General features: G+C 41.2%; 27 protein-coding genes. 14 read left to right on the top strand and 13 right to left on the bottom strand.

Going from position 1 to position 25,151, the window contains the following annotated elements:
- Nucleotides 1-51 precede the first annotated feature (51 nt).
- The 6 genes from I593_RS15005 to I593_RS14980 all read right to left on the bottom strand — a co-directional run bounded on the left by I593_RS15005 (nt 52) and on the right by I593_RS14980 (nt 4,870).
- On the bottom strand, nt 52-1,191 hold the full coding sequence (locus tag I593_RS15005) for a hypothetical protein (RefSeq protein ID WP_016168433.1): 1,140 nt from the start codon (nt 1,189-1,191) through the stop codon (nt 52-54).
- Between the two features lie 87 nt (nt 1,192-1,278).
- Nucleotides 1,279-2,760 (bottom strand): hypothetical protein, encoded by a 1,482-nt coding sequence (locus tag I593_RS15000; RefSeq protein WP_016168432.1) that lies wholly within the window; start codon nt 2,758-2,760, stop codon nt 1,279-1,281.
- A 9-nt stretch (nt 2,761-2,769) separates the two neighbouring features.
- Nucleotides 2,770-2,949 (bottom strand): hypothetical protein, encoded by a 180-nt coding sequence (locus I593_RS14995; protein WP_026440885.1) that lies wholly within the window; start codon nt 2,947-2,949, stop codon nt 2,770-2,772.
- 305 nt (nt 2,950-3,254) lie between these two features.
- The gene (locus I593_RS14990; RefSeq protein ID WP_016168430.1) at nt 3,255-3,437 is read right to left on the bottom strand and encodes a hypothetical protein; all 183 of its coding nucleotides are present in this window, start codon (nt 3,435-3,437) and stop codon (nt 3,255-3,257) included.
- Nucleotides 3,438-3,665: 228 nt separating this feature from the next.
- Nucleotides 3,666-3,899, bottom strand: coding sequence for a hypothetical protein (locus tag I593_RS14985; protein WP_016168429.1), 234 nt, complete (start codon nt 3,897-3,899; stop codon nt 3,666-3,668).
- Nucleotides 3,900-4,168: 269 nt separating this feature from the next.
- Nucleotides 4,169-4,870 carry a DsbA family oxidoreductase gene (locus tag I593_RS14980; RefSeq protein ID WP_016168428.1) on the bottom strand — a complete coding sequence of 234 codons (702 nt, stop codon included), beginning with the start codon at nt 4,868-4,870 and terminating at the stop codon, nt 4,169-4,171.
- Between the two features lie 235 nt (nt 4,871-5,105).
- Here I593_RS14980 and I593_RS14975 point away from each other — a divergent pair, with 235 nt between their 5' ends.
- The 3 genes from I593_RS14975 (at nt 5,106) to I593_RS14965 (ending at nt 6,884) form a co-directional block, all read left to right on the top strand.
- Nucleotides 5,106-5,621 (top strand): hypothetical protein, encoded by a 516-nt coding sequence (locus I593_RS14975; RefSeq protein WP_016168427.1) that lies wholly within the window; start codon nt 5,106-5,108, stop codon nt 5,619-5,621.
- Nucleotides 5,622-5,766: 145 nt separating this feature from the next.
- Nucleotides 5,767-6,519 (top strand): hypothetical protein, encoded by a 753-nt coding sequence (locus I593_RS14970; RefSeq protein WP_016168426.1) that lies wholly within the window; start codon nt 5,767-5,769, stop codon nt 6,517-6,519.
- A gap of 92 nt (nt 6,520-6,611) precedes the next feature.
- Nucleotides 6,612-6,884: a hypothetical protein gene (locus I593_RS14965; protein ID WP_016168425.1), complete on the top strand. Its 273-nt coding sequence runs from the start codon at nt 6,612-6,614 to the stop codon at nt 6,882-6,884.
- 60 nt (nt 6,885-6,944) lie between these two features.
- Here the strand turns inward: I593_RS14965 and I593_RS14960 are convergent, their stop codons facing one another.
- The 3 genes from I593_RS14960 to fadB form a co-directional block, all read right to left on the bottom strand.
- Nucleotides 6,945-7,643 carry a YidX family protein gene (locus tag I593_RS14960; RefSeq protein WP_016168424.1) on the bottom strand — a complete coding sequence of 233 codons (699 nt, stop codon included), beginning with the start codon at nt 7,641-7,643 and terminating at the stop codon, nt 6,945-6,947.
- 119 nt (nt 7,644-7,762) lie between these two features.
- Nucleotides 7,763-8,935 carry an acetyl-CoA C-acyltransferase FadA gene (gene fadA, locus I593_RS14955; protein ID WP_016168423.1) on the bottom strand — a complete coding sequence of 391 codons (1,173 nt, stop codon included), beginning with the start codon at nt 8,933-8,935 and terminating at the stop codon, nt 7,763-7,765.
- A gap of 12 nt (nt 8,936-8,947) precedes the next feature.
- Nucleotides 8,948-11,101, bottom strand: coding sequence for a fatty acid oxidation complex subunit alpha FadB (gene fadB, locus I593_RS14950; RefSeq protein WP_016168422.1), 2,154 nt, complete (start codon nt 11,099-11,101; stop codon nt 8,948-8,950).
- A 450-nt stretch (nt 11,102-11,551) separates the two neighbouring features.
- Between fadB and I593_RS14945 the strand changes: the two genes are divergently transcribed.
- The 3 genes from I593_RS14945 (at nt 11,552) to I593_RS14935 (ending at nt 14,127) form a co-directional block, all read left to right on the top strand.
- On the top strand, nt 11,552-12,529 hold the full coding sequence (locus I593_RS14945; RefSeq protein WP_016168421.1) for a hypothetical protein: 978 nt from the start codon (nt 11,552-11,554) through the stop codon (nt 12,527-12,529).
- A 147-nt stretch (nt 12,530-12,676) separates the two neighbouring features.
- Nucleotides 12,677-13,591 (top strand): lipid A hydroxylase LpxO, encoded by a 915-nt coding sequence (lpxO, locus tag I593_RS14940; RefSeq protein WP_016168420.1) that lies wholly within the window; start codon nt 12,677-12,679, stop codon nt 13,589-13,591.
- Nucleotides 13,592-13,704: 113 nt separating this feature from the next.
- Nucleotides 13,705-14,127: a PH domain-containing protein gene (locus I593_RS14935; protein ID WP_016168419.1), complete on the top strand. Its 423-nt coding sequence runs from the start codon at nt 13,705-13,707 to the stop codon at nt 14,125-14,127.
- A gap of 65 nt (nt 14,128-14,192) precedes the next feature.
- Here the strand turns inward: I593_RS14935 and I593_RS14930 are convergent, their stop codons facing one another.
- Nucleotides 14,193-15,194, bottom strand: coding sequence for a zinc-binding alcohol dehydrogenase family protein (locus tag I593_RS14930; protein ID WP_016168418.1), 1,002 nt, complete (start codon nt 15,192-15,194; stop codon nt 14,193-14,195).
- Nucleotides 15,195-15,298: 104 nt separating this feature from the next.
- Here I593_RS14930 and I593_RS14925 point away from each other — a divergent pair, with 104 nt between their 5' ends.
- The 5 genes from I593_RS14925 (at nt 15,299) to I593_RS14905 (ending at nt 19,391) form a co-directional block, all read left to right on the top strand.
- The gene (locus I593_RS14925; protein WP_016168417.1) at nt 15,299-15,679 is read left to right on the top strand and encodes a winged helix-turn-helix transcriptional regulator; all 381 of its coding nucleotides are present in this window, start codon (nt 15,299-15,301) and stop codon (nt 15,677-15,679) included.
- A gap of 138 nt (nt 15,680-15,817) precedes the next feature.
- Nucleotides 15,818-17,617, top strand: coding sequence for an excinuclease ABC subunit UvrC (gene uvrC / locus I593_RS14920; RefSeq protein ID WP_016168416.1), 1,800 nt, complete (start codon nt 15,818-15,820; stop codon nt 17,615-17,617).
- A gap of 107 nt (nt 17,618-17,724) precedes the next feature.
- Nucleotides 17,725-18,519, top strand: a complete 795-nt coding sequence (locus tag I593_RS14915; RefSeq protein WP_016168415.1) for a thioesterase family protein — start codon at nt 17,725-17,727, stop codon at nt 18,517-18,519.
- Nucleotides 18,520-18,627: 108 nt separating this feature from the next.
- Nucleotides 18,628-19,215, top strand: coding sequence for a CDP-diacylglycerol--glycerol-3-phosphate 3-phosphatidyltransferase (pgsA, locus tag I593_RS14910; RefSeq protein ID WP_016168414.1), 588 nt, complete (start codon nt 18,628-18,630; stop codon nt 19,213-19,215).
- The gene (locus I593_RS14905; protein WP_026440888.1) at nt 19,191-19,391 is read left to right on the top strand and encodes a hypothetical protein; all 201 of its coding nucleotides are present in this window, start codon (nt 19,191-19,193) and stop codon (nt 19,389-19,391) included. The genes pgsA and I593_RS14905 overlap by 25 nt, the downstream gene beginning before the upstream one ends.
- A 79-nt stretch (nt 19,392-19,470) precedes the next feature.
- Here I593_RS14905 and I593_RS14900 read toward each other — a convergent pair whose 3' ends face one another.
- Nucleotides 19,471-20,250, bottom strand: a complete 780-nt coding sequence (locus tag I593_RS14900; RefSeq protein ID WP_016168412.1) for an IclR family transcriptional regulator — start codon at nt 20,248-20,250, stop codon at nt 19,471-19,473.
- 436 nt (nt 20,251-20,686) lie between these two features.
- On the opposite strand from I593_RS14900, the gene I593_RS14895 reads away from it, so the two are divergent.
- From I593_RS14895 to I593_RS14885, 3 genes are read left to right on the top strand one after another with little or no spacing between them, the layout of a single operon-like run.
- Entirely contained in the window at nt 20,687-22,774 is a 2,088-nt protein-coding gene (locus tag I593_RS14895; protein ID WP_016168411.1) for an FUSC family protein, read from the top strand.
- A gap of 1 nt (nt 22,775) precedes the next feature.
- On the top strand, nt 22,776-22,985 hold the full coding sequence (locus I593_RS14890; protein WP_016168410.1) for a DUF1656 domain-containing protein: 210 nt from the start codon (nt 22,776-22,778) through the stop codon (nt 22,983-22,985).
- A 38-nt stretch (nt 22,986-23,023) separates the two neighbouring features.
- Nucleotides 23,024-24,028: an HlyD family secretion protein gene (locus I593_RS14885; protein ID WP_016168409.1), complete on the top strand. Its 1,005-nt coding sequence runs from the start codon at nt 23,024-23,026 to the stop codon at nt 24,026-24,028.
- A 44-nt stretch (nt 24,029-24,072) separates the two neighbouring features.
- On the opposite strand, the gene ruvX is transcribed toward I593_RS14885, so the two are convergent.
- On the bottom strand, nt 24,073-24,516 hold the full coding sequence (ruvX, locus tag I593_RS14880) for a Holliday junction resolvase RuvX (RefSeq protein ID WP_016168408.1): 444 nt from the start codon (nt 24,514-24,516) through the stop codon (nt 24,073-24,075).
- On the bottom strand, nt 24,509-25,063 hold the full coding sequence (locus tag I593_RS14875) for a YqgE/AlgH family protein (RefSeq protein ID WP_016168407.1): 555 nt from the start codon (nt 25,061-25,063) through the stop codon (nt 24,509-24,511). Before I593_RS14875 ends, ruvX begins: the two co-directional genes overlap by 8 nt.
- Between the last annotated feature and the right edge of the window lie 88 nt (nt 25,064-25,151).

The following is a 25,151-nucleotide window of genomic DNA, read 5'->3' as shown; positions in this document are numbered from 1 at the left end:
CTTTTTTATTGAGCATTTTTGTGGATAACGCAAAAGTTATCCACAGAAAACTTAGAACAAGGCTTCTAAGCGTAATAAAGTACTTAGATAATGACTACGGTCTGCACGATGATCATTGTAATAATTGAGATCGGTTTGCACATAAAACCATTCACGCCATAAAGGCTGCCGCCATGAAATGAATGGTCCCCAACTATTTAGACGTAAATCTGAATTATCCAAATAGCCACCTGTGTAGATTCCGTAGTTAAACCGATTGCCTTGAAAGAATTGATGTTGACGGAAAGCGTAGTTGTCCCAATTTAAATCATCTTTTTGTGCATCGGCATAGGTTAAGCTGAATTGGTCACTCAAAAAAGCTTCGTTAGGACGTGCATGAGTCAACTCTAAGTTGGTCCGCAAGTAATTTTCACTGTCGACCCCGTAACGGTAAATTTGTTCCGCGTGAAAGAAAAAGTCATTTTCTAGCGCCCAATCTTTTTTCGCTTTTAAACGTAGATAGATATCATCGCCTGAACGAACCCCGATATCAAAGTCGGTTTCAAATGGTAAGCGCTTGGAAATATCTGACCAACGCAAAGCCAATGAACTGTTGGCATCTCGGTTTTGACGCCGATCGTAGGCTTTGTCATTGTCTGGGCTCGGTGGGTTCTCATTGGTGATGGCGACGTTATTGGCTAATTCGTTATCTAGAGAGTCATCACCAAAGACCAGACTGAGTTTTTTTTCTAAGTTGGGCAAACTGATCTTACCGCGGATACGCGGCTTAATGTCGTATTCATCGTGTTTATTCCAGCGGTTATCAATTAATACCCTTAAGGTTGCGGAAGCTGGGGTTTCGGTATTTTTTGCACCAAACCAACCATCAATGGTTTGAGAGGTATCATCAGCCCAGTTACGAATGAGCTTTTGTTGACGATCCACCCAAGTTTGATTTTCAGTGACCACTGTTGAAGGTACAATTTGCTCATCGGATTGTTCAGGCAGAACCGTTGGGGCTGAATCGATCCAACGTGGAATAGTATAGAACAAGCTATCCTCTGGTGTGGGTGCTTGCTCAATCGTATAAGGGGGTGAAGCAGGGGAGGCTTCTTGAGGTTCACTCGTATTTGCCCAGCTTGAGGTGTGGACCATCCCCAAGGCAACCATCAACACAAGTGGCTGGGTAAAAGTTTTTCTCATTGTAGGCATTATCATGATCTTTTATTCTAAATTTACATCTCAAGTTTGGTAAATTTTAGGGATGAAAATCAAGCTTTTGCTACAAAATAAAATAAATTAACTGCCAATGTATATTTGAATGGCATCATACAATTTTGATGCTGAAATGGGTTGAGGGAGAGTTTGAATAATCTTTTGAATCAACTGCCACGATACCCCTTGATGGCGGTCTAAGAGAATATAAGGATAAGCTGTTTCTTCGCGTAATAACTGTAGTCGAGATTGACCATGAATGACACGAATTTTCTGCCGTTCTTTGAGTAAGATAATTGGGGTTCTGTAGTTGGCTGAAGTTTCTTCAAATGCAATTAATTTATGCTTTTGAATGCAGTTTGCGGGAATAAATGGTTGATAACTTTCAGTGTTCCAGACTAATTCGGCTTGTTCACTATACAGTTCGAAAAATTGCTGTGCGTTTTTACATTGCTTAAGTAATTGCTCATTTGGTAGTAATTTGAGTGCCACGAGTTCGTAAGCATAATGTTGGCTGACAATATTACCAAGCCGTATGGCATGTAACTGATCTTCTGCACCTAAAATCACGATATATTTGACAAAGCGTCCTTGAGCATTAATTTGTTCAGCTAAATACACAGGCTGATTGTTATATTGTTGTAGTTGACTTGCTGAAACAATGATTTCCAATAAAGGCATTAACTCGGAAACATTGTCCAACGTTAAGTGGCAAAGCTCTAATTCTTGTGCTTGTGGAAATTGTAATGCGGCTAAACGACATTTCCACTCGCCCAGTTCAACAATTTGTGGAAGTAAAGAATTGGGTTCAAGTGCTGCAGTTGCTGTTTTGAGAAGTAATCCACTTGTTGTTTGGGGTTCAGCGGAAGCTAACGAGGGTTTTGTATCCTCTTGTTTAGGGCTTAGCGAAAGACTTTCCATTGAAAGAGCTGCTGCATCCCAATCTGTATTTTGCGTTGATGTGCCTTGTGGTATCAGCGATTCAAAAGAAAATGGACGATTTATGCTATGAGATTCTGGAATCGATTGACTTGAATTCTGCAAAGGAACCACACTGTTTCGGCTCATTTTAAAAGTTTTGCCTGTTTCTAAGGTTTCTTGGTTTAGTTCGGTATCGGTTTTTAATGCTGCATAAATTTCTTGTTGTTCTAACATCCATGCATAATTTTTTTCCAGTCCATCCCAGTCACTCAACAGTGCGGTACGATTCGGGGCTGGAATATACCAGATTTGAAAGCCTAAATTAGCACGATGTAGAATTGCCCAACCCATTTCAGGGTGTTGCTCAAGCGCCTGCTCCAAGGCTAAATCTTGCTTAAATACGCCTCGAAAAGTTTGTACATATAATGAATGTTGAGCAAATTCCTGCGCGGCAAGTTCAGGCTGCATATGCGATTTAAAATTTAAAATTTGTTTTTTAAAAATCGGTTCATCACAATGAATAAAAATTTCTTTCAGACGGCATTTGGATTTGGCAATTTCATAAAATGACAAAGACCGTTGGTCTAAGCTATGAATAAGACCTTGTAATTCCTTGGCTAAATGGGCTTTTTCTAAAACATTCATAGGCTGTCTTTAAAGATGCTGTTGTGCCTTTTCCAAATAACTGGCCAAAACAATATTGGCGGCTATTTCTAATAATTTATATTCAGTTGAAGTGTGTTGCGGATAGCGTTCAGCCATCACAATCAATTCATCCAGATTGATGGTTTGAGGTGCAACTTTTCCTTGAATGAGCGCTTGAATATCTTGCATCTGCATGAAATTTAACTCTTGATTCAATGATCTAGATGATTTGATTATATGGATTTATAAGAAAAAAACATGAAATTTTTTGTCATATTTGACGCATTTTTATATGAATATGACATTTATTTAATATTTTTCATTAAAAATATTCGTAACAATTCATTTTTTAGTGAAACTTAACGACAACCGTTATGGAAAATAGCAGATTGCTGCCACGTTGTGATTGTTGGTTTTCGTGTTGTAGCAATAACTTAATCATAAAAAAACAGCCCGATTGAGGGCTGTTTTTTTATTGCGCAAAATATTTTGTCTTAAGCAGCATCTTTTGCAGGCGCTGACACATCTTGAGCAATATGTTCAGTTGGTGTCGCAGTTGAAGTTTGTGCTTTCACCTCTTTTTCTACTGGGAAATTAGGTACAAATACTACCTGAGCAGAAACTTGAGCAGAAATCGCAAACGCAGCAATAGCCAAAATAGATTTCATGATTGACATAAAAATCACCTTGATAACAGAGAGAACATCCAAATTGGATAGGGATAAAAAATAAGCGAATTAATAATATCAAAAAATGATCAAAATGGGGCGAATTTCAGCCAAAAAAAGAATGAATGCTTGGTCAAATTATTGTTGTAAATCAATATAATAGAGTTATTGCTCTAAGATTGTCTTAACAATTAAGACAATCTTGTAGGGGTGGAAAAACATTGAAAAATAAAACATTTAACGGTGTTTAGGCTGATGCTTTTGATACATTTTTGTACTCATAATTCCGATGACTGCACCTGAAAAAGGACTAAGTTTAGGAAGGAAACGCCCTGCAATTGCACCCATCACAGCACCTGCAAAAGCAGGTGAAACACGAGATTTCTTTTTGGTTTGGGTTGATCTAGCACGGGAAAAATCTTGCGTGGTTGGCGCGTCAGTAGTTTGATCGAGAATAGTTTGATATTTCATATGGACCTCATGTCAAAGTTAGCTGAGTAACTGTACTGTTCTAGCCTATCGCAAGGTTGTGTAACGATTGTCAGGTTCCTGTGTAGCCTAGGCTGACTTTATACAAGTGAATTGTTGTGATTATTGGTTAAAATGTGGTCGCTGTATGAATTCGGTGATATCGCTTTGCAGGGTAATGTCGAAATTGTGTTGACAGAAAAAAACCTCCAAAGTTAGTACTCAGGAGGTTTAAAAATGATAGCAATTAAATCATGAGAGGCTTATTTGGATTACTCTGTAGTTGAGTCACATTGTCCATCGGCATCGCATTGATTTACGTCAGGCGCTGTATCTGTATCGTGTGCTGTTTCCATCGCTTTTTCTAAGACTTGTAAGAAGACTTCGCGAGGCTGTGCACCAGCTAAAGCAACGCGCTGATCAAACACAAAGAAAGGTACGCCAGTGACTTTGAGCTGATCGCGTGCGACTTCCTGATCAAATTTAACAAAGTCTGCGTATTCATCTGAATTCAACACATCATCGACTTCAACAGGGTTTAGTCCAATACGTGCAGCAACGTCTTCAATGGTTTCACGCTCACCAATTGGCAAACCTTGGGTCATATAGCTGTAGAAAAAGGCTTCTTTCGCTTCAGAACCCAAGCCTTTACTTTGTGCTAAGTGGATAATACGGTGTGCATTAAATGTATTGCCAGAATTGGCATTTTCCCAATTAAACTCAATACCTTCTGCTGCGGCCATTGCTGCAATATTACGTTGCATGTCTTCAACTTCTGCAAGTGTACGACCATATTTTTGTGCTAAACGTTCAGAGTTTGAAATCTCTTGGCGTAGCGGTGCTTCAGGGTCAAGCTCAAAGCTGTGCCAATGCACTTCTAGTTCTACACCCGCTTGCTCTGCCGCAGCTTCTAAACGTTTTTTTCCGATATAGCAAAATGGACAAACGACATCGGACCAGATATCAACACGCATGTGATTTCTCAAAAAGTAAAAATAGCAATAGAACGAAAGATGGGGATGATTTATAGAATTTAAAGCGAATATGATGAAAAAAGCCTGTTGTTGGATGCTGTTGACATCGTGTTAGTTGATCCATATTTGACCGCTTATCTGACAAATAAACTGGATGTAGCTGAAAAAATATACAATAAAGTTTGAGCTATATAATACATAATCTTGTTGATATCTCTACTTTTGGGATGGTTTTATGAATTTGATGAAATATTTTCTAGCACTTTCTTTTATTGGGGTTTTGATATCAACCGATGTTCAAGCCAACGGTGAAATCGTGAGTTTGCCGACATTTAAAGTCATGGCTGAGTCAGAACTTCGCGCAGAATCAGGAATCATTCCTTATCAGCAGGACGAAAATATTCGTAAGGCCTTACAGCATCGGATGATGCAATTACAGGATGATACCCAGTCTTTTGTCGTAGACCCGACTCTTGTTCACAATTTAGATGTTTTAGCGCCTGCTGCGACACCCGATCTAGGTTCATTACCTCCATTATTGCGTGAACATATATTAAATATTGCCGCGGGTTTACAGTCATCTGACCCGACTGAAGGCTTGTATATCATGTTGCAACCTTTTGGTATTGATCGGAATGCAAAAAATGTCCAGATTGTCCGTGAGCAAATTTCTATTGGACAAGTCGATTATAATTTTATCCAGGGTAACCAACCCAATACACAAGTGCCTCGCGTACCAAATACAAAATAAAACGTTTAGTATTTTAATTATAACTCATTGTTAATTTTAATAAATTTATAGTGGAGCATATTTTTTTAAATGTGAAAAATTGCTGAAATATTCAGCATATTCTGATGTTTGCTATGATAGAAACAAAGGGGACTCGGAGCGGATTATGCCACGTATCTTTCTGATTTTAGGATTAGCGACCACTGTCGTGTTTGGTGGATTATTTTATCAATACTACGAGCAACAAAAAGAAGCAACTCAACTCGAACAATATCAAAAGGTGCTCTACGAAAAAACCGATTTAATTTATGCCCAAGCCAAAGATTGGGATAACCCTATAAATGTCGATGTGACCGATGCACGCTTACAGGGTGATTATAAAGTGATGGCCAGTTTTGTTTTGAGCCAGATGATTCAAAGTGCCGAAGCACGTAATGCTTATTTGCGTGAGTTAAAAGCGATTCATTGGGATGAATTTTTAAATATTGAGCGTTTGAACAAGGATAAAAAACAGAATTATCAAGAAACGGATTTAATGTTGCAGCAAGCACATGCCTTGGCAACAGAGTATCAGGTCAAGATTGAACAAGCACAACAGAATGCCCTAGAGCAAGCGAAACAACTACCGATTCAATCGCGTTATCGCCATCAATTGGCAGAAAATTTGCGGGAAAGTGAAAAGCAAAATGAGGCTTTGGCCTTATTTGAAATAGAAAAACAAGTGCTTGAAAAAGCCGATCAGATTTTTTTGGTGTTAAAGAATAACCGTTGGCAGAGTAAAAATAATACCTTCATGTTTTATGATGATGCGGCCCTAAAACAATTTAATACGCTGTATCAGGACGTATTAAAACTGAATGCACAGATGCAACAGATTCAGCAGAAAAATCAACAAGCACTTGAACAAAAGCATGAGTAAACGCTGGATCAGTGTCATATAACTTTAAAATGACTGCGTTAAGTTAGAACTGTTGAACACCTTTACGCATCAGATTTAAAGCAGGTACAGCAATGAAAACCATTCAGGTCTTTGATGATATTCAACAGGTATATGTAGAATTTTTACAAAATAAAGCCTATCCCAAACTGGAGAGTTTGAGTAATTGGGGTAAAAACCGTTTCTTCTTTAGTCAATATTTCCGTTTAATTGAAGACTGGCACCATACTGAACAAATTGTGATTGAGTTTAATCAGCAGTATTACAGTTTGGATACAGGTAATGCCCCTGATTTTATGGATCAAGAAAAATACATGGCATGGTTGATGGCAGAGTTATTGGCTTAACAGTTTGCACGAGTTCTAGAAGTCCATCCATTCAGTTTGGACTTCTAGTTATTCATAATATTAATCAAAGATTTTTTCGGCTGCTTGGAACGGCAGGCTGACCACATCAATCGCTACAGCAAAAGGCAGTAACACCAGTTTTTCAAAAGGATTGAGTCCTGATTTTGATTTGTAGCTTTCCTCTTGATAGGTATAAATGCTGACCTGATACGGCTTACTCAAGGCTTTTAATGACGCCAAATTATTTGCAGCAGGGTAGACCACACCAGCCAAAGCAATGTCGAAACAGAAGCGTTGAGCTTTCATGCGTTCATCACTATAAGTTGAGCACTCTTTTGCGCCATTTTCGATAAAGAATTCGAGGTCTTTTTTACTGATGTCTTCTTTGAGTTTGACGTAAGATAGTGGCAGTGTACCTGTGAAATGACCATCATTTTTCTCTGAATAAAAACTGAGTTCTTTGGTCATTTGAATATTTTTCGGGTCTAGTTTGGTGATCAGCGAGACAAACTGAGTCCCGCCTTGGGTCAATATATAGCTATTTTTCTGCCCTGCAATCACTAGACTATTGGCAGGCAGGGTGTTGAGCGTTTGAGCGGGTTTACCGAATGCCACCACTTGGTCTTCGACTAAAGTGACTTTGTTGGAACGGGTATAAGTTTTATTGTCTTTGGTCATCAGGGTTTTGGTGGCACAGCCTGTGAAAAGTGTCGCTATGATGCCTGCACTGATGATGGTTTTTACTGGTGATGAAAACATCAAGTTCTCCTGCTCATTTTATTGTTAAGCTTTAATAAAGTAATATTTACAAAATCTTGAGAGAACCATAATAAAAAATCCCCGCCAAAGCGAGGATTTTTATTCATCAAATTAGTGGATTAAACACGTTCGATAATTGTCGCGATACCTTGACCCAAACCGATACACATGGTCGCAAGACCAATTTGCGTATCTTGCTGTTCCATCACGTTTAACAATGTTGTTGTAATACGCGCACCAGAACAACCCAATGGGTGACCTAACGCAATCGCACCACCATTTAAGTTAATGATGTCTTGCTTGTCATACACACCTAAGCCTTTCATGACTGATAAGCCTTGAGCCGCAAATGCTTCGTTTAACTCGATCGTTTGGATATCCGCCATCGTTAAACCAGCACGTTTAAGTGCTTTTTGCGTTGCAGGAACAGGACCGTAACCCATAATCGCAGCATCACAACCTGCAACTGCCATAGAGCGAATTACAGCACGTGGCTTAAGACCTAAAGCAAGGGCACGTTCAGCAGACATCAATAACATTGCAGATGCACCGTCAGACAAAGCTGAAGATGTTGCTGCTGTTACTGAACCACCTTTAGGATCGAAAACTGGTTTCAATGCTTTGAATGCTTCAAGGTTAGCATCTGGACGGATTACTTCGTCGATGTCGCACAGGATTTTAAAGCCATTGGCATCGTGACCTTCAACACCCACGATTTCGTTTTTGAAACGACCTTCTTGCGTTGCAGCCCAAGCGCGGCGATGAGATTCAACACCGAACGCGTCTTGTTCTTCACGCGAAATACCGTTCATACGACCTAACATTTCAGCGGTTAAGCCCATCATGTTAGATGCTTTTGCATAGTGTTTAGATGCTTCTGGGTTGAGGTCGATGCCGTGCATCATACCTACGTGACCCATGTGCTCTACACCGCCAATAATGAAGATATCACCTTGGTTGGTTGCAATCTGTGCAGCAGCAGTATGAAGTGCTTGCATAGATGAACCACAAAGACGGTTAACCGTTTGACCTGCTACAGTTTTTGGAAGGTCAGCCAATAAGCCGATGTTACGACCAATGTTCATCCCTTGTTCTAGAGTCTGGTTTACACAGCCCCAGATCAGGTCTTCAACTTCATTGGTGTCAAACTGGTTACGAGCAACGAGTGCACGAACCAATTCAGCCGATAAGCTGTCGGCACGTACATTGCGGAACATACCGTTTTTGGTTTTACCCATTGCTGAACGTACGCCATCAACGATGACAACGTCACGTGGATTTAAAGTAGCCATTCACGTTGCTCCTTAACCGTAGAATTTTTTGTTGTTAGCAGCCATGTCACGCAACATTTGTGGCGCTTCATAAGCCTTACCTAAGTGTGCATATTTGTCGCAAAGTGCAACGTATTCAGCAACACCTGTTTGGTCGATGTAACGGCATGGACCACCACGGAATGGAGGGAAACCTACACCCATAATCATCGCCATATCTGCTTCAGACGCAGTCGCTACGATGTTGTCTTCTAGGCAACGAACAGTTTCGTTACAGAATGCAAGCATCATACGGTCAATGATTTCTTGAGCATCAAATTCATGTTTTTCCGCAGTCGCAACAGAAGCAACCAGCTCGTATGCAGTTGGATCAACCACTTTGGCTTTTTTGCCTTTCTTGTCGAGTTCGTATTTATAGAAACCAACATCGTTCTTTTGACCAAGACGTTTGTTTTCGTACATGGTTAAAGTCGCGCCTTTGAAATCTGGCTTCATACGGTCTGGGAAACCTTCTGCCATGACTTCTGCACCGTGAACGCCCGTGTCGATACCGACCACGTCGATGAGGTAAGCAGGACCCATAGGCCAGCCGAATTTTTCCATCACTTTGTCGACTTGTTGGAAGTCCGCACCGTCTTTTAATAGAAGGTCAAATGCGCCGAAGTAAGGGAACAATACGCGGTTTACAAGGAAACCTGGACAGTCATTTACCACGATTGGTGTTTTACCCATTTTTTGAGCAAGTACGACAGTCGTTGCAATCGCTTCAGCAGAAGTCTTCTCACCACGAATCACTTCGACCAATGGCATCATGTGTACAGGGTTAAAGAAGTGCATCCCGACAAAGTTTTCAGGACGTTGCAGGTTTTCAGCCAAACGTGTGATTGAAATCGTAGATGTATTTGATGCGATGATCGTATTTTCACGAACATTTTTCTCGGTTTCAGCCAGTACGATACCCTTCACTTTAGGGTTTTCAGTTACCGCTTCAATCACGATATCGACTTCTTTAAACTCATCATAGCTTAAAGTAGGACGGATGCGTGCAAGAGTTTCACCCATTTGTGCAGGTTTCATCTTCTTACGTTCAACTTGTTTGGTCAGTAAGCCATTGGCTTCTTTCATACCCAAAGCAAGTTGCGGATTACCAATGTCCTTCATGATGATAGGTGTGCCTTTGCTTGCCGCTTGGTAAGCAATACCACCACCCATGATACCCGCGCCCAATACAGCCGCTTGGTTTACAGGATGTGCACCTTTTTCATATTTTTTCGAAGTTTTCTTCACCACTTGGTCATTGATGAATAGACCAATTAAAGCATTAGCTTGTGGTGTGATTGCTGCTTTGGCAAAGCCTTCAGCTTCCGCTTTCAATGCATCATTACGTGGAAGGCTTGCACCTGCTTGTAATGAGTCAAGAAGAAGTTTTGGCGCTGGGTATTGTGCTGGGTTTGCTTTTGCAAGAACCGCACCTTTCGCCGTGTTGAACGCCATCATTTGTTCAAGTTGGTTCAACTTGACTGGGTCAAGTTTTTCTTGACGTTTTGCTTTCCAGTCTAGACGGCCAGCAAGGGCTTGTTTTACCAAGTCAATTGCAGCTTCTTGAAGTTTGTCCGCAGCCACAACCGCATCTACAGCACCATCTTTTAGTGCAGCAGCAGGTTTCTTCGGCGCAGCCATCGCCATCCATTCAACCGCATTGTCGATACCAATCACGCGGCTTAAACGAACTGTACCACCGAAACCAGGGAAGATCCCAAGTTTGATTTCTGGTAAGCCAACTTGTGCTTGTTCAGACATGACACGGTAGTCACAGACTAAACACATTTCAAAACCACCGCCCAATGCCATACCATTGATTGCAGCAACTTTAGGAATATCTAAATCTTCAAAGCTGTTGAAGATGTCATGAACAGGCAGTGCCCAGTCGATAATCGCTTGTTCACCTTGCGCGAAGTTTTCACCAAATTCTGTGATGTCTGCACCAACGATGAATGTAGATTTACCCGAAGTAACGACCAAGCCTTTTACTGAGCTGTCTGCTTTTACAGCAGCAATGGCAGCTTTAAAATCTTCAATCGTTGCACGGTTAAATTTGTTGACCGACTCATCTTGTAAGTCAAAGCGGAATTCTGCAATTCCGTCCGAAAGCATTTGGACGGTAATGGCATTGCCAGCGTGGATCATGCCTGATCTCCTTTATTTTGGAGGACTTCTAAGTTGATGTTTTGAAGCGTGTTCGCTTGTTCTGCGCACGAAAATGCTTCGCTAATCTTACGATAACTATATCCAAAAAGAACATAACAAGTTGTATCAAGCCGTGACGCAATGGTCATCAATTTTAATTTCATTTACAGCAAAAATTATTGAAGTAAAAACCGTACTAAAAATTGTTCAATAAGATCCATCTGTTTTTTATAAAAAAAATGTACTGCTTATGCTTTTGTTGTACTTGATGGAGAATGAAAAATCACCATTCATCACTATGCAATTTGTGTCAAAAAAGTCAATTGAATTTTGGAAGTTTCCACTAATAATAAAGAAGACAACTTTATTTTATAGGACTTGATTATCTGTTAAGAAAAGTTAAAATTTGTGCGGGTTTTATTTTAACAACCATTCAAAAAAGAAAATATCATGACTTTAAAAAATAAACATTTGTTGCTGTTACCTTTAATCTCATTGTTGCTCAGTGCTTGTGGAGGGGGGAGCGATGGTGCTAGCAACTTCAAACCTGCACCAGAAGATACTGCTAATGGCACCAAATATTATCGCATCCAGTATTATTTTGATGATAAAGGTGATGCGTTCACTGTTTCCCATTTTGAATTGCAAAATAGAAAAATTGTCACCGCTGACAGTCGTCAGCCATTGAATCAATATATTGTGACTCAACAAGCAGTGTATGAGCCATCTCAGCGCTATCAAGCGGACATTGATGTGCATTCAATGTCACACTGGACTTTAAATTTAATAGCCGATTTGAAAACAGACTGGAAATTCGAAAAGGTCGCGTTAAGTGGAAAAAACATCTTTGATACAGTCATGCCAGGCTATCGCGACTTACGTTTTGACACTCAAAGTCCTTATGCCAATGCAAGAATCTTTTTAGCTTCACATGGTGCAGAAAAATTCCCACAAGGCAGTACCTGTTACCGTTTGATCTCCACGAAGAATAATCAAGCTTATTTTAGCTTTCAAACTGATCGTGCAGAAACACAAACTTTTGCTCAGGCGCTGGCACTAAATCAGTTGACCGCCAATTTGGCACAAAAAAATTGGCCTAAGCTGGGAATAGAACATGTTACGGGGCAATGGGCAACTCGCTTAAATTGGAGCGTTGTTATTAGCAGTGTGACGGGACAGGAAATTTCAGGTTTAAGCAAAGTGCAATTCAATGATCAGGTTTATGCTGCCAATTTGAATAGTGCCAGTGAATGGATAGCAAAGAATCAAATTCAGTTTGAACAAGACAGCATTGCCTATGGTGTTTATCAAGATAATCCTGAACAACTCAGAAGTTCTAAACTCACGATTGCCAATTTGGAACGAGGCTGTTTCATCTATAACCAAGTTGCAGCAGACAAATTGTCGACTTTAAACTTTATTCGATAATATGTTTTGCAGATTGCTTAGAGGGCAATCATCGGATATGGACATGAATTTTTGAATTAAATTTGATAGAATTTCGCCAAAATTAATGTCTAGCCCCATGGTCACGTTATAGGACGTGACCCTCAGAAGCAATGAAAAGAGTGCTGTATGATTAAGTGGATTATCTTGGCGATTTTTGTGATTTCTGCGTTATATATCCAAAATCGCGGTAAAGTGCGTCATTCTTTTTACCGTCAATTTTTTGACCATTCGACCTTATTGGCGCCCATCAACTTTTTAATGTACCTCTTTTCCAAGGTGCCTAATCAACCGTATATTGACACGCAATATTTTCATGATTTGAAAGTCTTGGATGAAAATTGGGAAATGATTCGAGATGAAGCCCAAGCATTATATGCACGTGGTGGCATTAAAGCCTCCAGCAGTTATGATGACCTTGGTTTTAACTCATTTTTCAAAACAGGTTGGAAGCGTTTTTATCTGAAATGGTATGACTCAGCGCATCCGTCCGCTGCCGAGCTATGCCCCAAAACCACTGAATTGTTAAAGACTTTACCCAGCATTAAAGCCGCAATGTTTACCGAGTTGGCACCTGACAGCCGTTTGGTAAGACACCGTGACCCTTATGCAGGTTCACTGCGTTATCATTTGGGCTTAATTACCCCGAATGATGACCGCTGTTTTATTGATGTTGATGGGCAACGTTATTCATGGCGTGACGGTGAAAGCGTTGTGTTCGATGAAACGTATATTCATTATGCCGAGAATAAAACGGAACAAAACCGCATTATTTTCTTTGCCGATGTTGAACGTCCCTTAAAGACGCGGTTGATGCAAAAGTTTAATCGCTGGTTTGGTAAAAATGTCATGACAGCTGCCAGTTCACCCAATGAAACAGGCGATCAAACAGGTGGTTTGAATAAGGTTTTTGGAACAGTTTATCAAGGGCGGTTAAAGGCCAAAGCCTTAAAGAAAACCAATCGCAAATTGTACTATTTCTTAAAATGGTTCCTAATGTTAGGTATTTTTTTCCTAATCTTTGTGCGTCCTTACGTATTCTAAGCCTTGCTAAACTAGAACGTCCTGCGGGACGTTTTTTTAGGTCTGAAAGTCGTGCGCACTTGCTCTTACAGTTTGCTATTTTTTGTGTAAGATAAGAGCAAATGGGGGAGAATATGCAAAAATTTCGTTCAAAAAAAGATTGGTGGATTCTCGGTTTCATTATTGCCATGACGGGCTTATTGCTTCAATTGTTATTGACCATGTATGCCAAAGGAAACATGGTGCAATATCCAGTGCATACTTTCATTTATGTGCTGACCATAGTGGTGTTGTGGTGGCCTGTATGGAGCACACAATATCGGATTGAAGCAGAGCAATTGGTCATTACCAGTATGTTTTTGACTTGGAAAATTCCCTTGTCTGCTATCCAGAAAATTAGTCCTAGCAGTAATTCAGTTTCTTCACCTGCACTTTCTTTGGATCGTTTGCGAATTGATTATCAAAAACAGGGTAAAGCCAAATTCATTCTAATTTCACCTAAAGATAAGCAGGCTTTTACGCTAGCTTTACAACAGGCACAGCAGTCGATCAGTTAATCGGTCTCTGATTGAATCGTATAAAAGCCCGCTCTCATCAGTTAGACAGCGGGCTTTTTTAGCATTTAAAAACCTTCAAGCACCAATTTACCTTGAGTCTGCTCTGATTCAATTGCATGGTGGGCTTGACGGATATTCTCCGCATTGATACTGCCCACGACCTGATTGAGGGTGGTTTTAATTTTCCCTGTTTCAATCAGTTGTGCGACCTGTTGCAGAAGATGGGATTGTGCTGTCATGTCAGGCGTTTGGAACATCGAGCGGGTAAACATAAACTCCCAATGTACTGAAATTGATTTACGTTTAAACAGATTAATATCTAACTGTTCAGGATCATCAATTAGACCAAACTGACCTTGTGGCGCAATCAGTTCAGCAATCTGGCTAAGATAACTGCCTGTGTGCGTGGTGGAAAATACGTAACGTGGTGCCGTTATATTTTGTACCTGTAGTTGCTCAACCAAGGATTGACGATGGTCAAGTACAATGTCCGCACCCAACTGTTTCACCCATGCCTGTGTTTCTGCGCGAGATGCCGTGGCAATCACTTGCAATTGGGTTTTGGCTTTGAGCAGTTGAATGGCCATGGAGCCGACACCTCCTGCACCACCAATAATCAAAATGGATTCATGAGGGTGATCATGCTGTTGCACTTGTAGACGGTCGAACAACATTTCCCAAGCAGTAATCGCTGTGAGTGGTAATGCCGCCGCTTCAGCAAAAGATAGATTTTGCGGTTTTAAACTGATAATCCGTTCGTCGACCACATGAAATTCCGCATTGGTGCCCGCTTTGGTTAAGTCGCCTGCATACCAGACCTGATCGCCCACTTTAAAGTGTTCTACATCTGGACCAACGTCGATCACTTCACCTACGGCATCCCAACCCAAAATTTTATATTGTCCCTGTTCGGGTGAAACGCGGGTGCGGATTTTACAATCGACGGGATTCACCGAAACAGCTTTGACTGCCACCAAGACTTCGCGGTTTTTTGGGATTGGGGTTGGAAGTTCAATATCTTGTAATTGTTCGGCCGTACCAGCTTGTAAATATCCAACAGCTTTCATATTTTTAATCTCAAATTGGGTTTATGATTAAAATCTTAGCGTAGTTTTAAATTAAGTATATACGGTTAAATTCTACATATAGTGTAGAAAAGGATACTATTGAAATGAGTAAAGCAAAGCACTCTCGCTTTAATTGCAGTCCAGGCTGTGCGGTTGAGGCTGCAATCGGTATTTTAGATGGCAAGTGGAAAAGTATCATTCTATGGCATTTGTTGACCGAGCATACCTTGCGTTTTGGTGAAATTCGTAAACGGATTCCTAATGTCACCCAACGCATGCTGACCAATCAACTGCGTGAGCTAGAAGAGGATGGAATTATTCATCGTGAGGTTTATCCGCAAGTTCCACCAAAGGTGGAATATAGTTTGACACCTTTGGGTATGAGCTTACGTGAGATTTTATTGGCGCTAAAAGCTTGGGGAGATGAGCACATGGATTTGTATGGACAAGTGATGCCACAATCTCAAGCTATAGAGCCAACTTGAGATTTTTACTTTAAGCCCACTGTATCGCTCTAAAATCATCAGAATAAGATTGTCGATCAAACGATTTGATTGACTGGCTTGAAAAAGCCCCTTTGCACATCCACATCATTGAATAACTTTCCAAGGTTTTAACGCACTGTGAACGAAAACGCCCGCGAACATATCGAAAAGATTCTGGCCAATATGACCACCTTGCCCGGTGTTTATCGGATGTTGGGTAAAGAGGGCGAGTTACTGTATGTGGGCAAAGCCAAAAATCTGAAAAATCGGGTGTCGAGTTATTTTGTGAAAACCATTGAGCATCCTAAAACTCAGGCGCTGGTGGCACGGATTTATGATATTGAAACTTTGGTGGTTCGTTCTGAAACCGAAGCATTACTGCTTGAGCAAAACCTGATTAAACTGCATCGTCCGCCGTACAATATTATGCTGCGCGATGATAAATCGTATGTCTATATCTTCATTTCGGCAGACAAACCTTATCCGCGCATTGCCAGTGGACGCGGGAAAGGGAAACATCAAATCGGCAAGTTTTTTGGACCTTATCCCAGTGCATATAATGCACGTGATACGCTGTTGGTGCTTCAGAAACTGTTCAATGTTCGGCAGTGTGAAAATAGCTATTTTTCGCAGCGTAAGCGTCCATGTTTGCAATATCAGATTAAGCGCTGTTCTGCCCCTTGTGTCGGCTTGATCAGTCCTGAGGATTATCAGGAAGATGTCAATAATTCTATCCGCTTTTTAAAGGGCGATACCAAAGAATTGAATCAGGAATTGATTCAGAAAATGGAAGCTGCGGCTGAAGCTTTGGAGTTTGAGAAAGCAGTATTCTATCGTGATCGTATGGCCTTATTACGTGACGTACAGGCGCAGCAAGCCATTTATAAAATTAAGGGCGAAGCCGATATTTTGGCAATTGCCTATCAGGCGGGCGTGACCTGCGTGCAAATTATGCATGTCCGTAATGGCAAAATGCTAGGCGGAAAAGCTTATTTCCCCGATATGTTAGGCGATGATCTGGGTGAAATGCTGTCAGACTTTATGGCCAACTTCTATTTTCAGGTGGCGGATGAAGTGCCGAATGAATTGATTGTGAATGTCGAAATTCCCAATCGAAAAGAATTGGAACAGGCTTTACAGCAGCATTTTGAACAAAAAATCCAGATTAAACATAATGTACGTGAAACGCGTGCAGAATGGTTAGAGTTGGCACAGATGAATGTGCAACACGCCATTAAAGGCAAATTGGCCAATCATTTAGAACTCAATGAGCGTTTTCATCAACTCGAGCAGGTGGTCGGGCGTCCTGTTGATCGGATTGAATGTTTTGATATTTCCCATACCATGGGTGAAGCTACGGTTGCTTCTTGCGTCGTGTTTGATGCAGGAGGCGCGCGAAAACGCGATTATCGTCAGTTCTCGATTCAGGATATTACCGAAGGCGATGATTATGCAGCGATGCGCCAAGCACTAACTCGCCGTTATAAAAAAGCCATGCTACCTGATTTATTACTCATTGATGGGGGGAAAGGGCAACTTCACATGGCGATGGATGTCATGCAAGAGCTTGGACTGGATGCTTTTATGGTGGGGGTATCGAAAGGTGAGGGGCGTAAACCTGGGCTAGAAACCTTGCATTTTACCGATGGCACTAAAATCCAATTGCCTGAAGATCACAAGGCTTTACATTTGATTCAGCAAGTACGTGATGAAGCACACCGTTTCGCTATTACCAAGCATCGTGCCAAACGTGATAAAAAACGAGGCTCTTCGATTTTAGAAGTGATTCCAGGGCTAGGACCAAAACGCCGTCGTGATTTACTCACGCATTTTGGGGGGATTCAAGGGGTACTGAAAGCTTCGGAAAATGAGCTCATGCTTGTGCCCGGTTTGGGTGAAGTCATGGCGCGCACCATTTATAAAATTCTACATGAATAACGATCCGTAAATAGCCAAAATGCTCAGTGACGCGTGAGTCATATGACATTCACAAATGCAGATACATGGTGAACAATATTTTTCAAAGGATAAAATAAGAGACAGGCATGACACTGTTAGCTGTGTATCAAGCACTTGAGCAGAATGAATGGATTGAAATACCGACAGGCTGGTTACAGGGGCGAACTATTTACGGTGGTATGGTTGCAGGTCTGATGATGCAAAAGGCGTTGCTCAGTATTGCCGATCGTTCCAAGCGATTATTGAGTACCAGTGTCACTTTTGTTGGACCAGTTCAACAGGGCTCGGCACGACTGACCGCCGAGATTTTACGTCAGGGTAAGTCTGTGACCACTATTGAGGTACGTTTATGGCAAGATGATGCCGTACAAAGTATTTTAATTGCCAGCTTTGGTGCTGCTCGATCTTCTGAAATTCAAGTGCGCCAAGAACGCACCGCACCAAATTATATCGCTCCTCAACAATTACAAAGCATGCAATTCAATACTCAATTTCCGCAATGTTATCAGCAGTTTGATGTGCGTTGGGCTGAAGGTGAAACACCATGTACTGGCAGTGCACAAAGTGACTTTGGTGGCTGGTGTCGGTTTCATCCCGAAAAGCATAGCGATCGGCCTTTTGAGGTTGCCGATTTAATGACGCTTTTTGATATTTGGCCACCGGGGGTTTTACCGCTCTTTAAGACATTTGCACCCGCCAGCTCTTTAACCTGGCATGTGACTTATGTAAATCCATTACAGCAAAATTTGCATGATTGGTTTAAATATAAAGTATTTACGGACTACGCTGCGGAAGGCTATGCCACAGAATATGCACATTTATGGGATGCAGAAAATCGCTTAATTGCGATTTCCAGACAGACAGTTACCGTGTTTGCCTAGTGACACTCTATCTCAATTCGTATAAAGTGGCGCTAAATACGATGAGTTAGATGTGGTCGTTTGAACCATAGCATCATCGCTCACAAAGGGGAAAAGTTGGCGGTGTCTATGACAGCAGGTCGAATCCTGAACATTCCAAATATCTTGACCTTGGCGCGTATCGCCTTGATTCCTGTATTTTTATTAATTGCCTATTGGCCACCTGCCATTGGCGTTGCAGGACATGATGGTGGCTTTACGCGGCATCTTATTTTGACTGCTATTTTTGTCCTTGCCGCAGTGACAGATTGGTTTGATGGCTATTTAGCGCGAACTTTAAATCAGACGTCTGCCTTTGGTCGTTTCCTTGATCCTGTTGCAGATAAATTGATGGTTGCAGCAGCATTAATTGTTTTGGTGCAATGGCAACCGTCCATTTCAATGGCTTTTGCAGCTATTGTGATTATTTCGCGTGAGATTACGGTGTCCGCATTAAGAGAGTGGATGGCGGAGCTTGGAGCGCGGACCAATGTGGCTGTTTCTACCGTGGGGAAATACAAAACCGCTTTTCAAATGATTGCAATTTCAGTATTTTTACTCAACTGGCAACCCTTAGAAACTTTGGCTTATTTGCTACTATATACAGCAGTCGTGCTGACTTTATGGTCGATGTTCATTTATTTAAAAGCAGCATGGCCGTATTTAAAGCAGCCTTAATAGGCCCTGTTCAAAAAACTCCAAATATGGAGTTTTTTTATGTCTGTAAATTGAAAACTGCAAGCCAAAATGCTCCATATATTAAAAAGCCCAAGACATTGCTTGAGCTTTTTAATACTGAGGAGAATAGCGCATGCAATACATCATGGAAATATAAAGCTGCTGAAGAACTATAATCATATTATGAGAATATATTGGCTTTATCAACCAGAAAAGCTAAATTGCTTTGTTCAATTCTTGTATACGTGACACAACTTACAATTCAGACGTGGTCTGAGTCGATAAAGCCATAAATTGTTGTTCAATCAAGGCTGCATTGCTATGTAAGACTTCAATCAGTTTGTCCAAGTTCACAAATTCAAAACGTTTTCTAGAGCCGAGTACAGTCAACGCCAATGGCGGTTCTTTACTGGAAAATTTAATCGGAACCGACAGTCCAGAGACATTGGGATCGACTTCGCCATTTGAAAAATAATAGCCTTGTTTTTTGATTTTTTTCATTTTATTCAGAAATTCTTGGTCATTCTGAGCAAATCCAACTTCCGCCAGTTGGGTCGAAAAACGTCGGTAATAATCTAAAATACCTTGCTTGGGTAAGTGTGAAATAATCGTTTTTGGAGAGGATCCGACATAGACTGGACGAGGGCAGCCTCGACCATAAGATAATAAGGTTACCCCTTTGGTGACTTCATGATGCAAGTCGATACAAGAATCATGATTTAAATGCGTTAAGAGGCAGCAAAATTCTGTCCGCTCAGCAATTTCTTTCATGAACGGAATACTGATTTGAATCAATGGATTAGATTTGTGCGAGATATAATCTAACACGGCAATTTTTGAGCCAAGCGTATAGTCGCCAGATGTACCACTTAGGCGCTGTAACAGTTCAGCAGAAACCAATTCTTTTAAATAGCGATAGCTGGTTGGTTTAGAAAGGCCAAGTTCTTCACTAATGATATCGACATTAATGATTGGGCGAGACACTGAAAACAGGTCTAAAACGGTGAGAATTTTACCAAAACTAGAAAGTGTCATAAGAAGCCACAACGTCAAAAAGAAAAAGACATTTAAAATGATGTTATAACAAATTGTTGTTGGTCATGCAGAGCTTTTGTAATAAAACAATAGCAGATTCTAAATTAAGAAACCGTCGATAATTTGATTAAATTTAACACCAATAATTTTATAAATATAAATCAAATTATCACAATAAGATATTTTGTTTGACTTTTATCGTAATTATTATGAAAATAACTCGATTGAACTTCTCACTGTAAATTTTGTTGTGCGAAATTTACGCTTGAATTGCAGCAGTGACGTTTTCCTAACGTCAAAACCTGCCCTCTTATTGCATGAATATCTTCTGTTACCGTAATTCAGCGGATAGGACAGCGTTTGCATATTAATATTGTCGACATTGGTGTGGCTTTGAAAAAGATGATCCTGTTCATTTCGTCTAAAGGATGGGGCGATGTTATTAATTAAGCCGATTTTGGCCTTTCGTCCAAGTCGCATGGATATGGTTTTTGCCGTTAAAACCTTTATTGCAATGCTATTGGCCCTTTTTATTGCATTCTCACTCGACCTGACCTATCCCATGTGGGCGGCAGGTACGGTGATTATTGTGGCTCATCCCTTTGCGGGTATGGTGTCGTCTAAGGCAGTTTACCGTATTTTGGGTACGCTGATTGGCGGGATTGTTGCGATTGTATTGACTCCCCAATTTATTGATCTTCCTATCTTTTTTACACTGGTTTTAGCAGGATGGGTGGGGCTGTGTCTGTATATCTCCTTATTGGATCGTACGCCACGTAGTTATGTCTTTATGTTGGCAGGTTATACCACGGTCATGGTGGTGTGCAGTTCAATTAATAGTATTAGTACCCATAGCGTGTTTGATATGGCTTTGGGGCGAATTTTAGAAATTTCGGTTGCTGTGTTATGTAGTGCAGTGGTGTCCAGCACTCTATTTCCCGCACATTTAGGGGCTTTGGTGCAAAAGCGGGTGCAAAAAACGTTGGATGATACCCGCCAAGTTTTCCGCAGCATTTTAACCGATCCAGAACACAGCCATCGCTATACTCAATTGTTGGCAGCCATTACCCGTGATACCTCAGATATTCATGGTTTGGCGGTACATTTAAGTTATGAACGTGGTGCCCTACAAGGGATGACCAAGTCACTACAAGAATTATTGCACCAAGTCAGCATGACTGTGGCTAATTTGGTGGCTATGTCTGAACGGGTTGCTCAGCTAGATCAAATCGATACTAATTATCGACAAGTTTTACCAGTGCTGCATGAGCATGTATTACAGTTTTTACGCACACAGCAACATGTGCAAGTTGATCAACTCAAACAACTACCAGAGAGCTTTGAGCAAGATTTTACTGCGTTATCAGAATTGGCCGTGGCTGAGCAACAGATTATTCTGCATGCTTTGAAAATGGACGTTCGCCATTTTGTAGAAAATGTAGTGACCATTAAATGTTTATGGGATTTGATTCAGCAAGGCGATAAGCGCATTCCAGAGCAGATTGTCACTTTAACTACTTCGTACCCAAGTTTGCATCGAGACCATGGTATGGCTGTTCGCAGTGCTGTCGCCGCTGTGATTGCGACGACGATTGCATTTTTGCTCTGGATTTATAGTGGTTGGCATGCGGGCTATATGATGGCGCAGTTGACCGCAGTTACGGTATGTATTTTGTCAGGCTTAGACAATCCTGTACCTGCGTTGCGCTTGTTTATTCGTGGTTCAGTCTATGCGGCAATCATTACCATGTTCTATGCCTTTGTGATTATGCCCGAAGTACATGAATTCTGGCAGTTGGCATTTGTACTGGCGCCGTTATCGTTGTACTTGCTGAGTATGTTGCCGAATCCGCCTTTAATGGGTTTGGCATTGCCAATGTTGATTAACTTCATCATGAGTTTAAATTTGCAAAATCGTTATAGCACCGATGCCGTTTTACTCATTGATACCGCTTTAGCAGGGGTCATGGGGCCAATTATCTCAATTTTTGCTATTTATTTTATTCGAGCCATGTCGCCAGAAACCAGTGCTAGTCGAATTTTGACTTTGCATTACCGAGCCATGCGTGAGGCTTTGTTTATTCCTTATGGGGTTCAGTTCCGGATCCATTTACGCAGTATGCTTGATCGTATTGGGGTGTTGAATACCAAATTGGTTCAATCTGAGCAGCTTAAGCAGGCTATGAATTTAGCATTGATTGAAACCAGTGCAGTCATCAATCTGAGTCGGTTGGCTGAATTTATCCAGAACCCGAACGTCAGTGTGAGCTTACAGCAGGCTTTTATTGCCTTACAACACAGTTTAGAACAAGCCTTTTTGGTGCAAGAAAAGCAACAGATTTTACCTGAAGGCTTAAAGCAGCAGGTTTTTGCCGAGTTGCAGCATGTAGAGCAGTGCTTAGCAGCCGAACCGAATGCGGATTTTTGTATGCGGGTAAAAATGAATATCAATAATATCCGCAGCAGTATTTTCCATGAGCCACCCTCAGCGGAAATGATACATGCGACAGAGACAGGAGCTTGAAATGGGCGAGTTAAATGCGTATGGAATTTATATTCCTGTTTTCTTGATTCAAGCAATTGTTGCATTTTTAGTCTTTAAAATGGTTTCAATCTTGACCAATCCATGGGCGGATAAAGGTTGGGTTGCATTACCGGGTATCTTCAATATCTGCCTCTATATCATTTTATTAATGGGCGTACATGAAGTGTTTTTACTGTTTTGGGGTATTTAGGCCATACAGATGAATGAATTAGAGAAGAGGAAACAGAAATGAATACCTTAGATATACGTAAAGTCATACGTCCTATTATCACTACTGTGATGTTATTGGCCGCAATCTACGTAGTGGTACATTTATGGAATTATTATAATTCAGCGCCTTGGACACGTGATGGTCGTGTTCGAGGGGATGTCATGCAAGTATCTTCGGATGTTTCTGGTTTAGTCATTCAGGTTTTGGTTCAAGATAACCAAACTGTTAAAAAAGGACAGGTACTGTTTAAAATCGATGTCGCACGTCAGGCACTGGATGTAGAGCAGGCAAAATCAGATTTAGCAAAAGCCCATGCAGGTTTGGCAGAAGCAGAAGCTGCATTAGCCCAAGCGAAAGCCAACGTGATTAAGTCTCAAGCCAATGCCAATTTGGCAGATAAAAATGCCAGTCGTTATGGCAATTTAATGGAGGGGGCAATTTCTAAACAAGAACAGGATCAAATGTTTGCAGCACGTGATCAATCACATGCCGAGCATGAACAAATGTTGGCAGCTATTGAACAGGCCAAAGCCAATATTGTGCAACAAAAAGCGTTAATTGAAGTTGCAAACAGCAATTTACATTTAGCACAACTCAATTTGACCCGTTCCGAGGTAGTTGCTCCCGCGGATGGAAGTTTATCTAACTTTAGTTTACAGGTGGGTAATTATGTTAAAACTGGCGATGCCGTTGCTGCCTTAGTCAATCGTCAGCAATTGTATGTGGTGGGCTATTTTGAAGAAACCAAATTGAACCATATTCAAATTGGAGATCCTGCAACGGTGCAGTTGATGGGTGATGATCAGAAAATTAAAGGTCATGTGCAGGGGATTGCTTCGGGAATTGAAGATCGTGAACGTTCGAGTAGCTCTACTTTGTTGGCAAATGTGAATCCAACCTTTACTTGGGTGCGTTTGGCCCAGCGCGTACCTGTGAAAATTGTGTTAGATGAAATGCCGAAAAACCAATTGGCATTTGTTGCGGGACGAACAGCCACTATTCATATCCAGACCAAGCAGTAATAAATATGGAAAAGGATTATAAAGTTCCTTTTCCAGATCAAGCTTTAAGGCTGTACACCTTCGGGGTGACGATACCAACTTTCAATCAGTAATGCGGCGGCAAGACTATCGGCAGAAAGTTTTTTTCCACGACCTTGTGCTTGATAATGATCGAGTTCATCGCGTGCTTCGCGGGTGGTTAGGCGCTCATCGACCATCAAGGTTTCGATATTAGTTTGATGGCGCAAACGACGAGCAAATTTGCGTGCACGGGTTGAAAGCTCCGATTCGCTATCATCCATATTCAAGGGTAAACCGACTAAAAATAAGTTCGGTTGATGCTGTTTGACCACTTTAAGTAAATTGTCCCAGTTGGGAATGCCATCTTTCATGGGGAACAAAGGCAATGGGTTGGCACTGGAAATGATAGATTGTCCTACTGCCATGCCCATCTTTTGTGTGCCAAAGTCAAATGCCATGATTAACTGCGACGGGGATAAATCAGGCATGACCAATCTCTGAAGATAACCAATTACGGTCGACGCCCATTTTTTTGTATGCTGCGTCCCAACGATCGCCATAAGGTAAGTTGAAGATTAGGTCCATATCGGCATCGCAAATCAGCCAATCGCCACGAGTAATTTCATCTTCCAGTTGATGTTTAGCCCAGCTGGCATAACCTAGAGCAATTTGATAACGTCCTACACCTTCGTTATGGGCAATCGCATCTAAAATATCTTTAGATGTAGTAATGCAGATATTTTCCCCGACGGCAATCGATGAATGCCAAGTCGGCTGTCCTGTATGCAACACAAAGCCTGCTTCTGGGCGTAACGGCCCCCCTTGTAAAACATCATGCGGATGTACATTATCTGCATCAATTTCTAGATCATTAAGTAATTCTTTTACAGAAATGCCAGAAGGTCGATTGATAATAATGCCTTGCGCACCTTCGTCATCATGTCGAGCCAAATAAATGACGGTATGAGCAAAAAACTCATCTTTCATTTCTGGCGGGGCAATCAGGCAACGATGCGTGAGATATTGTTTGGTCACCTAAGCATTTCTCCTTAAAAAGTCATTTATGTGAAGACAACAATCCATATGCTTTCAACTTACAAGACTTTGTGCTATTCACCAATCT

The sequence above is a fragment of the Acinetobacter tandoii DSM 14970 = CIP 107469 genome (genome assembly GCF_000400735.1).
In the GTDB taxonomy this organism is placed as follows: domain Bacteria; phylum Pseudomonadota; class Gammaproteobacteria; order Pseudomonadales; family Moraxellaceae; genus Acinetobacter; species Acinetobacter tandoii.
This window is presented reverse-complemented; position numbering and strand designations above follow the sequence as displayed.

Excerpts from the sequence above, each read along its gene's own strand:
- I593_RS14970 (WP_016168426.1), top strand. The coding sequence starts at position 5,767 with ATGCCACGTATCTTTCTGATTTTAGGATTAGCGACCACTGTCGTGTTT.
- I593_RS14890 (WP_016168410.1), top strand. The coding sequence starts at position 22,776 with ATGGGCGAGTTAAATGCGTATGGAATTTATATTCCTGTTTTCTTGATT.
- I593_RS14995 (WP_026440885.1), bottom strand. The coding sequence starts at position 2,949 with ATGCAAGATATTCAAGCGCTCATTCAAGGAAAAGTTGCACCTCAAACC.
- I593_RS14965 (WP_016168425.1), top strand. The coding sequence starts at position 6,612 with ATGAAAACCATTCAGGTCTTTGATGATATTCAACAGGTATATGTAGAA.
- lpxO (WP_016168420.1), top strand. The coding sequence starts at position 12,677 with ATGATTAAGTGGATTATCTTGGCGATTTTTGTGATTTCTGCGTTATAT.
- I593_RS15005 (WP_016168433.1), bottom strand. The coding sequence starts at position 1,191 with ATGCCTACAATGAGAAAAACTTTTACCCAGCCACTTGTGTTGATGGTT.
- I593_RS14975 (WP_016168427.1), top strand. The coding sequence starts at position 5,106 with ATGAATTTGATGAAATATTTTCTAGCACTTTCTTTTATTGGGGTTTTG.
- fadA (WP_016168423.1), bottom strand. The coding sequence starts at position 8,935 with ATGGCTACTTTAAATCCACGTGACGTTGTCATCGTTGATGGCGTACGT.
- I593_RS15000 (WP_016168432.1), bottom strand. The coding sequence starts at position 2,760 with ATGAATGTTTTAGAAAAAGCCCATTTAGCCAAGGAATTACAAGGTCTT.
- I593_RS14905 (WP_026440888.1), top strand. The coding sequence starts at position 19,191 with ATGGCCGTATTTAAAGCAGCCTTAATAGGCCCTGTTCAAAAAACTCCA.
- ruvX (WP_016168408.1), bottom strand. The coding sequence starts at position 24,516 with ATGCCTGATTTATCCCCGTCGCAGTTAATCATGGCATTTGACTTTGGC.
- I593_RS14960 (WP_016168424.1), bottom strand. The coding sequence starts at position 7,643 with ATGTTTTCATCACCAGTAAAAACCATCATCAGTGCAGGCATCATAGCG.
- fadB (WP_016168422.1), bottom strand. The coding sequence starts at position 11,101 with ATGATCCACGCTGGCAATGCCATTACCGTCCAAATGCTTTCGGACGGA.
- I593_RS14930 (WP_016168418.1), bottom strand. The coding sequence starts at position 15,194 with ATGAAAGCTGTTGGATATTTACAAGCTGGTACGGCCGAACAATTACAA.
- I593_RS14935 (WP_016168419.1), top strand. The coding sequence starts at position 13,705 with ATGCAAAAATTTCGTTCAAAAAAAGATTGGTGGATTCTCGGTTTCATT.
- I593_RS14945 (WP_016168421.1), top strand. The coding sequence starts at position 11,552 with ATGACTTTAAAAAATAAACATTTGTTGCTGTTACCTTTAATCTCATTG.
- I593_RS14985 (WP_016168429.1), bottom strand. The coding sequence starts at position 3,899 with ATGAAATATCAAACTATTCTCGATCAAACTACTGACGCGCCAACCACG.
- pgsA (WP_016168414.1), top strand. The coding sequence starts at position 18,628 with ATGACAGCAGGTCGAATCCTGAACATTCCAAATATCTTGACCTTGGCG.
- I593_RS14980 (WP_016168428.1), bottom strand. The coding sequence starts at position 4,870 with ATGCGTGTTGATATCTGGTCCGATGTCGTTTGTCCATTTTGCTATATC.
- I593_RS14990 (WP_016168430.1), bottom strand. The coding sequence starts at position 3,437 with ATGTCAATCATGAAATCTATTTTGGCTATTGCTGCGTTTGCGATTTCT.
- I593_RS14900 (WP_016168412.1), bottom strand. The coding sequence starts at position 20,250 with ATGACACTTTCTAGTTTTGGTAAAATTCTCACCGTTTTAGACCTGTTT.
- I593_RS14915 (WP_016168415.1), top strand. The coding sequence starts at position 17,725 with ATGACACTGTTAGCTGTGTATCAAGCACTTGAGCAGAATGAATGGATT.
- I593_RS14895 (WP_016168411.1), top strand. The coding sequence starts at position 20,687 with ATGTTATTAATTAAGCCGATTTTGGCCTTTCGTCCAAGTCGCATGGAT.
- I593_RS14885 (WP_016168409.1), top strand. The coding sequence starts at position 23,024 with ATGAATACCTTAGATATACGTAAAGTCATACGTCCTATTATCACTACT.
- I593_RS14925 (WP_016168417.1), top strand. The coding sequence starts at position 15,299 with ATGAGTAAAGCAAAGCACTCTCGCTTTAATTGCAGTCCAGGCTGTGCG.